The 13,531-nt window shown below is 65.9% G+C and carries 13 protein-coding genes; 4 read left to right on the top strand and 9 right to left on the bottom strand.

From position 1 onward, the window contains the following. Nucleotides 1-14: 14 nt before the first annotated feature. Nucleotides 15-1,391: an ATP-binding protein gene (locus tag GOQ09_RS22315; protein WP_157615816.1), complete on the bottom strand. Its 1,377-nt coding sequence runs from the start codon at nt 1,389-1,391 to the stop codon at nt 15-17. A 32-nt stretch (nt 1,392-1,423) separates the two neighbouring features. Beyond that, complete coding sequence (locus tag GOQ09_RS22320; protein WP_157615818.1) at nt 1,424-1,843, bottom strand: organic hydroperoxide resistance protein; 420 nt, start codon at nt 1,841-1,843, stop codon at nt 1,424-1,426. Between the two features lie 209 nt (nt 1,844-2,052). On the opposite strand from GOQ09_RS22320, the gene GOQ09_RS22325 reads away from it, so the two are divergent. Further along, nucleotides 2,053-2,793, top strand: a complete 741-nt coding sequence (locus tag GOQ09_RS22325; RefSeq protein WP_126747108.1) for a response regulator — start codon at nt 2,053-2,055, stop codon at nt 2,791-2,793. Nucleotides 2,794-2,880: 87 nt separating this feature from the next. Here the strand turns inward: GOQ09_RS22325 and GOQ09_RS22330 are convergent, their stop codons facing one another. The 6 genes from GOQ09_RS22330 to GOQ09_RS22355 all read right to left on the bottom strand — a co-directional run bounded on the left by GOQ09_RS22330 (nt 2,881) and on the right by GOQ09_RS22355 (nt 8,277). Then, on the bottom strand, nt 2,881-3,477 hold the full coding sequence (locus GOQ09_RS22330) for a thioredoxin family protein (RefSeq protein ID WP_157615820.1): 597 nt from the start codon (nt 3,475-3,477) through the stop codon (nt 2,881-2,883). A 159-nt stretch (nt 3,478-3,636) separates the two neighbouring features. After that, the gene (locus tag GOQ09_RS22335; protein WP_157615822.1) at nt 3,637-4,644 is read right to left on the bottom strand and encodes a Bug family tripartite tricarboxylate transporter substrate binding protein; all 1,008 of its coding nucleotides are present in this window, start codon (nt 4,642-4,644) and stop codon (nt 3,637-3,639) included. A 70-nt stretch (nt 4,645-4,714) separates the two neighbouring features. Beyond that, entirely contained in the window at nt 4,715-5,692 is a 978-nt protein-coding gene (locus GOQ09_RS22340) for a Bug family tripartite tricarboxylate transporter substrate binding protein (protein WP_157615824.1), read from the bottom strand. Continuing rightward, the gene (gene pcaF / locus GOQ09_RS22345; protein WP_157615826.1) at nt 5,692-6,897 is read right to left on the bottom strand and encodes a 3-oxoadipyl-CoA thiolase; all 1,206 of its coding nucleotides are present in this window, start codon (nt 6,895-6,897) and stop codon (nt 5,692-5,694) included. The genes GOQ09_RS22340 and pcaF overlap by 1 nt, the downstream gene beginning before the upstream one ends. Nucleotides 6,898-6,928: 31 nt before the next feature. Next, nucleotides 6,929-7,579, bottom strand: a complete 651-nt coding sequence (locus GOQ09_RS22350) for a 3-oxoacid CoA-transferase subunit B (RefSeq protein WP_157615828.1) — start codon at nt 7,577-7,579, stop codon at nt 6,929-6,931. Then, on the bottom strand, nt 7,576-8,277 hold the full coding sequence (locus tag GOQ09_RS22355) for a 3-oxoacid CoA-transferase subunit A (protein WP_157615830.1): 702 nt from the start codon (nt 8,275-8,277) through the stop codon (nt 7,576-7,578). The genes GOQ09_RS22350 and GOQ09_RS22355 overlap by 4 nt, the downstream gene beginning before the upstream one ends. Before the next feature lie 140 nt (nt 8,278-8,417). On the opposite strand from GOQ09_RS22355, the gene GOQ09_RS22360 reads away from it, so the two are divergent. Then, nucleotides 8,418-9,221 carry an IclR family transcriptional regulator domain-containing protein gene (locus GOQ09_RS22360; RefSeq protein ID WP_157615832.1) on the top strand — a complete coding sequence of 268 codons (804 nt, stop codon included), beginning with the start codon at nt 8,418-8,420 and terminating at the stop codon, nt 9,219-9,221. A gap of 101 nt (nt 9,222-9,322) precedes the next feature. On the opposite strand, the gene GOQ09_RS22365 is transcribed toward GOQ09_RS22360, so the two are convergent. After that, nucleotides 9,323-10,339 (bottom strand): Bug family tripartite tricarboxylate transporter substrate binding protein, encoded by a 1,017-nt coding sequence (locus tag GOQ09_RS22365; protein WP_157615834.1) that lies wholly within the window; start codon nt 10,337-10,339, stop codon nt 9,323-9,325. Between the two features lie 241 nt (nt 10,340-10,580). On the opposite strand from GOQ09_RS22365, the gene GOQ09_RS22370 reads away from it, so the two are divergent. Together GOQ09_RS22370 and GOQ09_RS22375 are read left to right on the top strand one after the other, a co-directional pair. Then, nucleotides 10,581-11,693 carry a nuclear transport factor 2 family protein gene (locus GOQ09_RS22370; protein ID WP_157615835.1) on the top strand — a complete coding sequence of 371 codons (1,113 nt, stop codon included), beginning with the start codon at nt 10,581-10,583 and terminating at the stop codon, nt 11,691-11,693. Further along, nucleotides 11,660-13,126 (top strand): L,D-transpeptidase family protein, encoded by a 1,467-nt coding sequence (locus tag GOQ09_RS22375; protein WP_157615837.1) that lies wholly within the window; start codon nt 11,660-11,662, stop codon nt 13,124-13,126. Before GOQ09_RS22370 ends, GOQ09_RS22375 begins: the two co-directional genes overlap by 34 nt. The last annotated feature ends 405 nt before the right edge of the window (nt 13,127-13,531 follow it).

Below are 13,531 nucleotides of genomic sequence, written 5' to 3' on the forward strand. Positions count from 1 at the left end.
GTGAAAGGATGTGTTCAATGCGCGGGCGCGGTGCCCAGCGTGAGCCGGGCCTCCAGCCCGCCTTCGGCGCGGTTGTTGAGCGTGAGCTCGGCGCCCATGGCCATGGCGAGCTGGTGCGCAATGGCCAGGCCCAGGCCCGTTCCGCCGGTGCTGCGGTTGCGCGAGCTCTCGACGCGGTAGAAGGGCTTGAGCACTGCTTCGAGCTCCTCCGGCGGAATGCCCGGTCCGTTGTCGAGCACGGCAACCACCAGCTTGCCGCCCTCGGCATGCACCTGCACGCGCACGTCGGTGCCGAACTTCAGTGCGTTGTCGATCAGGTTCATCAAGATCCTGCGCAGCGCGTTGGGGCGGCTCACGATGGGCGCGCCGGCTTTGCCTTCGAGCCGCACCTGCTGGCCCACGTCTTCGTAGTCGGCCACCATGCTCTCGAGCAGCGCGTCTGCATCGATGCGCAGTGGCGGCTCCGTCGCGCCATGCAGCGTGCGAGCGTAGGTAACGCCCTCGCGCACGAGGGAGTTCATGGCGTCCAGGTCTTGCCGAAACTTCTCGCGGTCGTGCTCGTTGTCCATCAGGTCGGTGCGCAGGCGCATGCGGGTGATGGGCGTCTGCAGGTCGTGAGAAATGGCCGCCAGAATCTCGACGCGCTCGGCCATGTAGCCCGCGATGCGCTGCTGCATGGCGTTGAAGGCGCGCGCCGCATGCGCAACCTCGCTGGGGCCGTCTTCCGCGAGCGCCTGTCCCTTGAGGTCGGGGCCCAGCTCGTCGGCCGCGGCAGACAGCTGCGCGAGCGGGCGCGTGACCAGCCTCACCGCATACCAGGCGCAAATGGCCAGCACCAGCAGCTGCACGACAAGCAGCCACATCACCCAGCCCGACACAGGCATGCCCACGCGCCTGGCATGCACCACCACCGAAGACCCGTCCCCCAGCCGCACCTGGATCTGCAGCCCCTCGGGCGGCCAGGCCACCTCTCCCACCTTGACGATCTCGAACGGGCGCATCGCTTCGACGATGGCGGCGGCAAACTGGCGAGAAGCGGGCGAGCCGGGCTCGGTGCCCTCCGCGCTGCCGCCCAGAACAAAGCGGTAGTTGCGCCGCTCCAGCCGCTCGAGCCAACCTGCGCGCTCGGCTGCGGGAAGGCGGTCGAGAATGGCGACCGAGCTCGCGATGTCGCGCTCGATGCCGATCATCATCAGCTCGCGAAGCGCCATGTTCCGCTCGTAGCGGATCGCGGCAAAAGTAAGGAGCTGCGCAACGGCCAGGCCCACCACGATGATCAGCGTCACGCGGTAGAACAGCGAATCCGGCAGCAGCCTGCGCCACCCCCTGGCGGCACTTGCGGCATTCGCGGCACCGGCCGTGTTCGCAGAAAGGTTCGCGGGAGTGGGCATGGGCGCTTTCTTCTATGGGCGGCGTGACCGGATCACACCAGGTTGATGGCAACGTCGATGTTGCCTCGGGTGGCCTTGGAGTATGGGCAGGTCTGGTGCGCCGCGTCAGTCAGGGCCTGTGCCACTTCGCGGTCCAGGCCCGGCAGGCTCACGTTCAGCCGCGCCTGCAGAAAATACTCGTTGCCGGCCATGCCCAGGTCGACTTCGGCGTCCACGGCCAGGTCGGGCGGCAGCGTGACTTTCATCTTGCCGGCCGCCTTGCCCATGGCGCCGATGAAGCAGGCGGACCAGCCGGCGGCAAACAGCTGCTCAGGGTTGGTGCCGGTGCCGGCGCTGCCGGGCGAAGAGAGCTTGATGTCCAGGCGGCCGTCGGAGCTGCGCGCTTCGCCGTCGCGGCCGCCCGAAGAGGTGTGGGTCTTGCCGGTGTAGAGGACTTTTTCGATGCGGGTCATGGTGATTCCTTGATGAAGGTTGACTTGCGTTGGCTTGCGAACGAACGGATTGTTGGGCCGCCCCCGCCCTGCCAACCCGCATTGCGTATGCCTATGTATCCGCGCAAGAAATCAACACACTACGTTTCACTGTCGGCCGCCTTCGGGCGGCGGTGACGCTACATTGCGGCTGCGGCCCCTTCCGCACCATCCTTTCCTTGTTCATTGCCATGACACCCAAGACTTCCGACCACATCCTCATCGTCGACGACGACCGGGAAATCCGCGAGCTGCTCACCACCTACCTGGTGAAGAACGGCCTGCGGGTGGTCGCGGTGCCCACCGGGCGGCACATGCGCGCCGCGCTCGAGGAGTCGGGCCCGTTCGACCTGATCATTCTGGATTTGATGCTGCCCGGCGAAGACGGACTGACGCTGTGCCGGGACCTGCGCACCGGCAAGTACAAGGCCACGCCCATCCTCATGCTGACCGCGCGCAGCGAGGAGGCCGACCGAATCCTGGGCCTGGAGATGGGCGCCGACGACTACCTCGCCAAGCCCTTTTCGGCGCGCGAACTGCTTGCGCGGCTGCGCGCCGTGATGCGCCGCACGCGCATGCTGCCGCCCAACATGAATGCCGCCGAGCCGGCGCAGAAGCTGGCATTCGGCGAATGGGAGGTCGACACCGTGGCGCGCCACCTGATTGACGAAAGCGGCGTGATGGTGGCGCTTAGCGGCGCCGAGTACCGGCTGCTGCGCGTGTTTCTGGACCACCCGCAGAAGGTGCTGAGCCGCGACCAGTTGCTGAGCCTTACCCAGGGCCGCGAGGCAGAGCTCTTCGAGCGCTCCATCGACCTGCTGGTGAGCCGGCTGCGCCAGCGGCTGCGCGACGATGCGCGCGAGCCGCGCTACATCAAGACCGTGCGCAGCGAAGGCTACGTCCTCGCTTCGTCGGTCGAGGCGAAAGACTGACCGAGGCAACGCACTGGCAGTTGGTCGGGTTGCGCACCTCGTGCGCCACGCCGCCCGCAAAAAAGAGCAGCGCAAACCAGAGCTTCTTCATTTGACGCCCCCGCCTGGCGCCGGGGCAGTGGCCGCAGTGCCCGAGGGTTCCGCAAGCAGCGCCTGGATCTTCTTCTCGGTGACGCCGTAGCTGCCCTCGCCAAAGTGCGAATAGGCAATGCGGCCCTGCTTGTCGATCAGGTACACGGCCGGCCAGTACTGGTTGTTGAAGGCCCGCCAGGTGCCGTAGCTGTTGTCCTGTGCCACCGCGTGCCTGATCTGCAGGCGCTGGATGGCGTCCTTCACGTTCTTCGTCGATTTCTCGAACGCGAACTCGGGTGTGTGCACGCCCACCACGGTGAGGCCCTTGTCCTTGTATTTATCGTGCCACTCTTTCACGTGCGGCAGGTGGTTGAGGCAGTTGATGCAGGTGTAGGTCCAGAAATCGACCAGCACCACCTGGCCCCGCAGCGCTTCGAGCTTGAGCGGCGGCGAGTTGAGCCATGTGTCGATATTCTGGAACTCGGGCGCTGGGCGCGCAAGGCCGGCGGATGCATTGGCGCCGAGCTGCGGCGCGGCAAACGCCAGGGCGGCCACCGATGCGGCGATGGTCGCGGCAATGCTCGAAGCAATGGCAACGCGGGAGAGCTTCATGGTGATTTCCTTGGAGCAATGCGCATGGGCGCGGGTTGATGACGAGCGGATTGTTTTCCGCCCGCCAAGCCCTCGATGCGTACTGCGTATGCCTCTGTATCAGGGCAGAAAATCAACACACTACGTTTCACAAGGCGCAGCCGCCCGCCTTGTGAAACCTCAATCCAGCGAAACGTTCGCCTTGCGGATCACATCTCCGAACCGCTTCGTTTCGCTTGCGACGAACTCGTCGAACTGCGGCCGCGTGGTTGGGAATGGCTCATAGCCGAAGCTCTTGAACTTTTCCTGCACGTCGGGTTCGGCCAGTCCCTTTTCGATGTCGCGCTTGATCTTCTCGGTGACTGCAACAGGCAGGCCCTTGGGCACCGCAATGGCGTTCCAGCCGATCACCTCGAAGCCTTTGGGACCGCCCGATTCGGCGACGGTCGGCACATCGGGGAAGGCGGCTACGCGCGCAGGCGCTGCCGCGGCCAGGAAACGGAGCTTGTTCGCGCGCTGCAGCGGCCCGGCGGTGGCACTGCTGCCAAGCGCAAAGGCCAGTTCGCCGGTAGCCACCGAGGTGTAGAGCTGCGTGGTTTCCTTGTAGATCACGTGCTCCATCTGCGTGCCGGTGGCGGACTCAAAGAGCTCCGAACCCAGGTGCACGGGGTTGCCGACCGACCATGAGCCGTAGTCGAGCTTGCCGGGGTTGGCCTTGGCGTCCGCAATCAGGTCGCCGATGGTCTTGTACTTGCTGTTGGTGGCAACGGTAAAGAAGAAGTAGGTCTTGAAGAGCGGCAGCAGCGCGTCGAAGTCCTTGCCGGCGTCATAAGGCAGCTTCTTGAACAGCGCCGGGTAGGCAGCCAGGTGCACGTTGTCCAGCACGATGATGTCGTGCCCGTCCTTGGCGCCGCGCTTGAACGCGTCGATGGCGATGAAGCCGTTGCCACCCGGGCGGTTCTCGACCACCACCGGCTGTCCCCAAGCGCGGGAGAGCTTGTCGGCCACGAGGCGGGCCACACCGTCGGGGCCGCCGCCGACCGGGAACGGCGTGATGATGCGCACCGGCTTGGTGGGAAATGCGGCTTGCTGCGCCCCGGCAGTCATCGGCAGCAGGCTGCCGGCAGTGAATGCGAGCACGGCGGCTGCGACGGCGCGGCGCGAAGCCGGCGAACGGAAAAAGGTCATGCGGGAAGTCTCCGACTGCTTTTATGAAGAAAGGGAAAGTGGCCGCGGGTCCGGCGGCGGCCGCGCAGAATCAATCGACCGAAGCGCCGGAAGCCTTGACGATGCCGGCCCACAGCGCACTTTCTCTTGCGATGAGTGCGGCATATTCGGCCGGCCCGCCGAGCAACGGCACGGCGCCCTCCACATCGAGGCGCGACTGGAATTCGGCGCCGCCTGCCACCTGGAGCATCTGCGCCGACAGCTCTTTCACGAACGCGTCAGGCGTGCCGCGCGGCGCGAGGACACCGTAGGTGAGCGTGCTTTCGAAGCCAGCTAGCTCGCGCAGCCCCGATTCGGCCACGGTGGGCACGTCGGGCAGCGTGGGCAAGCGCCTGGCTCCGGTGACGGCAATCGCACGCAGCCGGCCGCCTTTCACCAGCGCGAGCGCGGGCGGAATGACGCTGAACATCATCTGAACCTGCCCGCCCGCGAGGTCGGTGAGCGCAGGATTGGTGCCCTTGTAGGGAATGTGATTGAGCTTGCTGCCCGTGCGCTGCGCGAAGAGTTCGCCGGTCAGGTGGCCGCCTGTGCCGCTGCCGCTCGATGCGTAGTCGAGCAGGCCCGGCCGCGCCCTGGCTTCGGCGACGAGGTCGGCCACGCTGCGCACCTTCGATGCAGCAGGCACCACGAGCACCAGCGCGGACGAGGCGAACATCGCGACCGGCAGCAAATCCTTGCGCGCATCGAACTTCAGGCCCTTGTAGAGCGCGGAATTGATCGACACGGTGCCCGTGTGCCCGAGCAGCAGCGTGCTGCCGTCAGGCGTGCTGCGCACCACCTGCTCGGTGCCGAGATTGCCGCCCGCGCCGGGCTTGTTGTCGACGATGACGCTCGACTTGCGCACTTCGCCGAGGCCCTTGGCCATCTGGCGCGCGAACACGTCGTTGCCGCCGCCGGCCGCAAACGGAACAACGATGCGAATGGGCTTGCCGCCGGCCTGCTGCGCATTCGCGGGCAAGCCCACCGCGGCCAGAAGGCCCAGCAGCAAATCGCGTCGGGCGAGATCCATCAGACGCGTTCCAGGATCACGGCAATGCCTTGCCCCACGCCGATGCACATGGTGCACAGCGCATAGCGTCCGCCGCCCTTGTGCAGCTGGTTGACGGCGGTGGTGGCCAAGCGCGCGCCGCTGGCGCCCAGCGGGTGGCCGAGCGCAATGGCGCCGCCGTTGATGTTGACGCGTGCGTCGTCATCCTTCAGGCCGAGCAGGCGCAGCACGGCAAGGCCCTGGGCCGCGAAGGCTTCGTTGAGTTCGATGACGTCGATCTGGTCGATCGAGAGGCCGGTGAGCGCCAGCACCTTTTGCGTGGCGGGTGCCGGGCCGATGCCCATTACGCGCGGCGCAACGCCGGCGGTGGCCATGCCGACCACGCGGGCGCGCGGCGTGAGGCCGTGCTTGGCGGCGCTGGCTTCGTCGGCCAGGAGCAGCGCGCAGGCGCCGTCGTTCACGCCGCTGGCATTGCCTGCGGTCACGGTGCCGTCGGGGCGCACCACGCCCTTGAGCTTGGCAAGCGACTCCAGGCTGGTTTCGCGCGGATGCTCGTCCTTGTTGACGATGAGCGCATCGCCCTTTTTCTGGGGCACGGTCACGGGCACGATCTCGGCGTCGAAGAAGCCGGACTTCTGCGATGCGACGGCGCGCAGCTGCGAGTTGAGCGCCATCAGGTCTTGCGCCTCGCGCTCGATCTTGTAGTCGGTGGCCACGTTCTCCGCCGTTTCGGGCATGGAGTCGACGCCGTACTGCGCCTTCATGAGCTTGTTGACGAAGCGCCAGCCGATGGTGGTGTCGTACACCGCGTTGTTGCGGCTGAAGGCGCTTTCGGCCTTGGGCATGACAAAGGGTGCGCGGCTCATGCTTTCCACACCGCCCGCAATCATGAGGCCCGCCTCGCCGGCGCGGATGGCGCGCGCCGCGGTGCCCACGGCATCGAGGCCGGAGCCGCACAGGCGGTTGATGGTGGCGCCGCCGAGCTCGATCGGCAGGCCCGCCAGCAGCGCCGACATGCGCGCGACGTTGCGGTTGTCTTCGCCGGCCTGGTTGGCGCAGCCGTAGAGCACGTCGCTCACGGCCTGCCAGTCGACGTTCTTGTTGCGTTCCATCAGCGCCTTGAGCGGCACGGCGCCGAGGTCGTCGGTGCGCACGCTGCTGAGCGAACCACCGTAGCGGCCGAAGGGGGTGCGAACGGCGTCGCAGATGAAGGCTTGGTTGGTCATGTCTTTTGTCTCAAAGGTGAATGAATCCGCTTCATGCGGCAATGGGAAGGCCTACGAGCTCTTCGAGCTCTTCGCGGCTGAGGCCGTCGACCAGGTCGACGAGCTTCAGGCCCTGGGGCGTGCATTCGAGCGTGGCAAGGTCGGAGTACACGCGCTTCACGCAGCCTATGCCGGTGAGCGGATAGCTGCATTCCTGCACCAGCTTGCTCACGCCCTGCTTGGTGAGCAGGTCCATCATCACCCAGGTCTGCTTGGCACCGATGGCCAGGTCCATGGCGCCGCCGACGGCGGGAATGGCGTCTTTCTCGCCGGTATGCCAGTTGGCAAGATCGCCCGTGGCCGACACCTGGAAAGCGCCGAGCACGCAAATGTCGAGGTGGCCGCCGCGCATCATCGCGAAGCTGTCGGCATGGTGAAAGAACGAGCCGCCCGGCAGCAGCGTGACGGGCTGCTTGCCAGCATTGATGAGGTCGTAGTCTTCTTCGCCGGCGGCAGGCGCGGGGCCCATGCCGAGAATGCCGTTCTCGCTTTGCAGGATGACCTCGCGGCCCTTCGGCAAGTGGTTGGCCACCAGCGTGGGCTGGCCGATACCCAGGTTGACGACGGCGCCATCGAAGATGTCTTGCGCCACGCGGGCGGCGAGCTGGTCCTTGGTGCGACGTTGGTAAGTTGTCATGGTCATGCCGCCTTCTTGAAACCGCCGGCTTGCGTCGCCACGCGGTCGATGCGCACCACCTGGTGCACGAAGATGCCCGGGGTCACGATGGTCTCAGGGTCGAGCGTGCCGAGTTCGGCAATGTCGTGCACGGTGGCAATGGTCTTCTTCGAGGCCATGGCCATCACAGGGCCGAAGTTGCGCGCGGCCTTGCGGTAGACCAGGTTGCCCCAGCGGTCGCCGCGCTCGGCCTTGATGAGCGCCACGTCACCGTGGATGGGGTACTCCAGCACATATTGCTTGCCGTCGATCTCGCGCGTTTCGCGGTTGCCCGCGAGTTGCGTGCCGTACCCCGTTGGGCAGAAGAAGGCGCCAATGCCGGCGCCCGCGGCACGAATGCGTTCTGCCAGGTTGCCTTGGGGCACCAGTTCGAGCTCGAGCTTGCCGCTGCGGTAGAGCCCGTCGAACACCTGGCTGTCGGCCTGGCGCGGAAAGCTGCAGATGATCTTGCGCACGCGGCCGGCCTTGAGCAGCGCCGCCAGTCCGGTTTCGCCGTTGCCGGCGTTGTTGTTGACGACGGTGAGGTCCTTGGCGCCCTGCTCGACGAGGCCGTCGATAAGTTCGCCGGGAATGCCGGCGGTGCCGAAGCCGCCGATGAGAACCGTGGCGCCGTCCTGGATGCCTTCAAGGGCATCGGCGACCGAGCGCGCGATCTTGTTGATCATGAAGCCTGTCTCCGGGAATGAAGAAAGAAACCGAACTGCCTGCGATCCGCTCGGGCGACCCGATCGATTCTGCGAACTGCCGATTTGTTCGTCTAAAGAACATTTGTTCGTATAATGAATTCTAAAGAGGATCACCCCGCATGGCAACCCACGCTCTGAAAACCGGCACGCCCAAGACACCCGAGGCACCCGCCCCCGGCGACAGCTACGTGCAGTCGTTTGCGCGCGGCCTGCAGGTGATTCGCTCGTTCAGCGAAAGCGCCCCCAGGCAGACGCTGAGCGAGGTGGCTGCCGCGAGCGGCCTCACGCGGGCTGGCGCGCGGCGCATTCTGCTCACGCTGCAGACCTTGGGCTATGTGGTGACCGACGGCAAGCTCTTTACGCTCACGCCGCGAATCCTCGACCTGGGTTTTGCGTACCTCTCGTCGATGCCGATATGGAACCGCGCCGAACCGGTGATGGAAGCGCTGGTGCAGCAAGTGCAGGAGTCTTGCTCGGCCGCCGTGCTGGACGCGACCGACATCGTCTACGTGATGCGCGTGCCCACGCAGAAGATCATGCGCATCAGCCTGGGCGTGGGCTCGCGCCTGCCGGCGTACTGCACCTCGCTGGGCCGGCTGCTCCTGGCCGACCTGGACGACGACGAGGTGCGCGCCCGGCTCGAGGCCTCGGAGCGCGAGGCTCTCACGAAGCACACGGTGACCGATGTCGATGCGCTCATGGCAAAGGTGGCGCAGGCGCGCAGGCAACAGTGGTGCCTGGTGAACCAGGAGCTCGAAGAAGGCTTGATCTCAGTGGCCGCCCCCATCGTCAATCGACAGGGCCGCATGGTCGCGGCACTGAACATCAGCGGCCAGGCCAACCGCACCAGCGCCAAGGTGATGCAGGAGACCATCCTCCCGGCGCTGATCGACGCCGCAAAGAAGGTCTCGCTACTGCTGTAGAGAAAAGCGCCCATTCCAAGGCACCCGCGGAACCGGCTTTGCCGGGCCGCCGGGTGCGCCCCCCAGTGGGGGGAGGCGCCGAAGGCGCTTCGGGGGGCGTCCTAAGTCTCTGACTGAATGCCCTTCATGATGATCACGCCGCCGAGGCGGGCCGTGTCGGAGCGCATGCGCTTGGCGAGCGCATCGGGCGTGCCCGGCTGCGCTTGCCAGCCGGTCTTCAGCAAGGCTTGGCTCACGTCGGGCGAGCTGGTCACCTCGACCAGCGCCGCATTCAGCTTGGCGACGGCGGCCGGCTTCATGCCTGCAGGCGCGGCCAGCGCGGTCCAGATCTCGAGGTCGGCGCCGCGCACGTCGGCATCGCGAATCGTGGGCAGCTCGTTAGCCAGGGGGCTGCGCTCGGGCGAGGTCACGCCAATGGCCTTGATCTTTCCCGACTTCACATGCGGCAGTGCCAGGCCGGGCGGCAGCAGCGCGAGCTGGATCTCACCCGCCAGCAAGCCGGCGATGACCTGCGGGTTACCGGTGTAGGGCTTATGTTGCGCGGTGATGGCGGCGCGGCTCTTGATGAGCTCCATGCCCAGATGGCCCACCGTGCCCACACCCGGCGTGCCGTACTTGCCGCTGCTGCTCAGATTGCGCGTCCACAGCAGCAGCTCGGCCGCGGTCTTGCCAGGCGCGTTGCCCGAAACCGCGAGCACCAGCGGTGCGGTACCGATCATGCCGACCGGCAGGAAGTCCTTTTCGGGATCGAAGCTGAGCTTGGGGTTGAGCAGTTTGGCAATGGTGAGATTGCCGTTGATCAACGCGCCGATGGTGTGGTCGTCGGTGGCCTTGGCCACCTGCTCAGCCACCAGGTTGCCGCTTGCGCCCGGCTTGTTCTCGACCGTGACGGGCTGGCGCAGGATCTTCGACAGCGGCTCCGCAATGGCGCGGGCCGCCAGGTCGGGCGATGCACCGGCGGGAAAGCCCACGAGGATGCGGACCGGCTTGGTAGGCCACGCGTCGCCGCCGGCCGCGCCGGCTGCGGTGCGCTGCTGCGCCAAGGAGCCCGGCGCAAAAAGCGACGCGGCAAATGCTGCTGCGCCGCCTTCCAGCAAGCGGCGTTTGGTGATCTTCAAGGTGGCTCCAGAGAGTGAAGGAACTGGGAGATTGCTGACAATCTGCTTACACAACGTTACATGATCGTGCTGCATTGCGCAAGTCGATGCGTCTTCATGGATGTGGGCATCCGATGGCCTGTTGACGGATGCGTATTTCGGTGCTTTGGCCCTTGGAGTTTGCCGTTGTATCCGTAAGTTAACTGCCCACTTACAATCCCTGCCGCATCTCCCTTTCCCCTCCTACGAGGCCTCGTCCGCAATGCCCAAGAGCCCCCTCCCGCGCGCCCGTTTCAGCCTTACTCCTGCCGTGCGCGCCCTGCTCCTGGCAAGCGCCTGCGGCATGGCGCTGCCTGCGCTCGCCGCGGCCGAGCACGATGAAGTCGACCGGCTCATGCAGGCCGGCAAGCTCGACGAAGCCATGGGCCGCGCCGACGCCTTCCTGAAGGACAAGCCGAAGGATCCGCAGATGCGCTTCCTCAAGGGCGTGATCCAGCTCGACACCGGCAAGCGCGCCGAAGCCATTGCGGCTTTTACGCAACTCACGCAGGACGCGCCCGAGCTGCCCGAGCCCTACAACAACCTGGCGGTGATCTACGCGAGCCAGAACCAGTTCGACAAGGCGCGCAGCGCGCTCGAAAGCGCGATTCGCACCAACCCGAGCTACGCCACGGCGCAAGAAAACCTGGGCGATGTGTACGCACGGCTGGCGAGCCAGGCCTACAGCAAGGCATTGCAGCTCGACCAGAACAACACGGCGGTGCAACCCAAGCTCGCTGTGATCCGCACCCTGTTCACTCCCGCGCCGGCTGGTGGCAAGCCCGCGGCAACGGTGGCGGCGGCTGCGCCCATGGCAAAGGCACCTGTCGCCGCCGCACCGGCGCCTGCGCCCGCTCCGGTCGCCAAGGCAGCGCCCCCCGCACCGGCGCCCGCGGTGGTTGCCAAGGCGCCGGAAGCTTCGGCACCGTCCGCTTCGACATCTACGGCTGCATCCGCGGCGGCACCCGCGCCCGCGCCGGCCGCAGCCTCCCCCGCCGCGACAGCTGAAGTCGAATCCGCCGTACGCGGATGGGCTTCCGCGTGGGCAGGCCAGGACATGGACCGTTATCTCGCCGCTTACGGGCCCGACTTCAATCCCGGCGGCGGACAAAGCCGCAAGAGCTGGGAAGAAGAGCGCCGCGCCCGCATCGTCGGCAAGTCGAGCATCAGCGTGAACATCGAAAACCTGGTGATCAACGTCAACGGGCAGGCGGCGACCGCCAAGTTCCGGCAGATCTACCGCGCCGACAACCTCAACATCTCGAGCCGCAAGACGCTGGAGCTGCAGCGCTCCGGCAATCAATGGCAAATTCGCAAGGAAAGCGTCGGCGGATAGTGGCGGACATCGTCCGGCACGCCCGGCCACAGACCTCCCCGCTGCAACGCGGCCGGACAAGGCTTGCCGCACTCCTGGCCGCATCGGCCCTGATGCTGGCGGCGCCCGGCGCGGCCAGCGCGTCGACGCCGGCCCAATCGGGCAGCACCAAGGCGAGCAGCGCAAAGCCCAAGGGGTCTGGCGCAGGACGCACGGCTGCACATGGGGCTGGCAGGGCAGCAAAAGCCAATACCCGGAACGCCTCCGCGGCGACAACCAGACCGGCAGCGGCCAAGCCCGCACCGCGTAAAGCGGCCGCATCTTCATCGGCCGCCATCCAGGAAGCCACCGGCGCCGAAGCCCGCCTGATTGCGGTCTACGAGCTGTTCGGCCGCGGCAAGACCCGGCCCGCGCTGGCAAAAGCGCGCGACCTTGTGCGCGACTATCCCAACTTTCAGCTCGCCCAGCTTGTCTACGCCGACCTGCTGGCAACGCAGGTGCCACCCGCGCACGCCTTTTCCGACTCCGGCATTGCGCGGCTGCGCAGCGATCCGGCCATGGCCGACTTGCGCGAAGAATCCCGCCGGCGCCTGCAGGCCCTGCGCGAGCGGCCGGCGGCCGGCACCGTGCCCTCGCAGTTCCTGGCGCTCTCCACGCGCAGCCGCTATGCCATTGCGGTCGACGCCTCGCGCTCGCGGCTTTACCTGCTCGAGAACTCCGACAAGGGGCTGCAGCTCGTGGCCGACTACTACGTGTCGGTCGGCAAGTCTGGCATCGACAAAGCCGCCGAAGGCGACGCACGCACGCCGCTGGGGGTGTACTACATCACCAGCAGCCTCGACCCCAAGTCGCTGCGCGACTTCTACGGCGCCGGGGCGCTCCCCATCAACTACCCCAACCCCTATGACGTGCGGCGCGGAAAGACCGGCGGCGGCATATGGCTGCACGGCACGCCGTCGCAGCAGTTTGCCCGCGCGCCGCAGGCAAGCGACGGCTGCGTGGTCATGGCCAACCCCGACCTGAAGCAATTGCTGCGCAAAGTGCAGATCGGCGCCACGCCGGTGATCACCGCACGCAGCCTGCAATGGATCTCACCGCCGCAGGCCGAAAAGGAAGCACAGGCGTTCACAAGCACCATCGCGGCCTGGAAAGAGGCGCGGGCGAGCGGCAATGAAGCGCAATTGAAGAAATTCTATTTGCCGGATTTCCAGCGCAGCAACAATAAAAAATCCACAGAAGGATTTGCAGTCCTTCGGGATGAAGTGGAATACGCCCGAGGCAAGCGCGTCCAGTTCAAGGATGTGTCCTATCTGCATTGGCGTGACGGCGATGACACCATGGTCGCCACTTTCGGCGAGGTGTTCGAAGGCGAAAAAAGCGGGCGCACACGTCGCCAGTATTGGCTGCGCCACGGCAGCGAATGGAAACTTTTTTACGAAGAAGTACCAGGCTGAGCGCCTGCTCAGGCCCGTCTCGCAACGGGGTTGCCCCCCCAAAAATGTGATTTTTTCCTCAGATGGAACGCGAAATTTCGGCGTTACACCTTGCCTCACATGCGCTTCGTTACGTAACACGCAACCCATTCGTTCCCGTAACAAGACTCTTCCGCGCGTTTCGTGAGGTCGTAACGCGCGTCCCACATTCATGGGATACGGGCGCTCTGCCACAGAGGGAAAAATCCATTCTCGGAAGGCCTGTTCTCCTCTGAACGAGGAGCTTCCATGAGCGCGGCAGCAGGCTGGCCGCTATCGTGCTTACGCCTAGTTGCTAGCACATGAACGACAGGGTCTCACGGGTTCACCTTCTTGATACACGGAGTTACGCTGTATAACATTCACCTTGCCAGTCGTTGTTAACAA

The sequence above is a fragment of the Variovorax paradoxus genome (assembly GCF_009755665.1).
GTDB classification, from domain to species: domain Bacteria; phylum Pseudomonadota; class Gammaproteobacteria; order Burkholderiales; family Burkholderiaceae_C; genus Variovorax; species Variovorax paradoxus_G.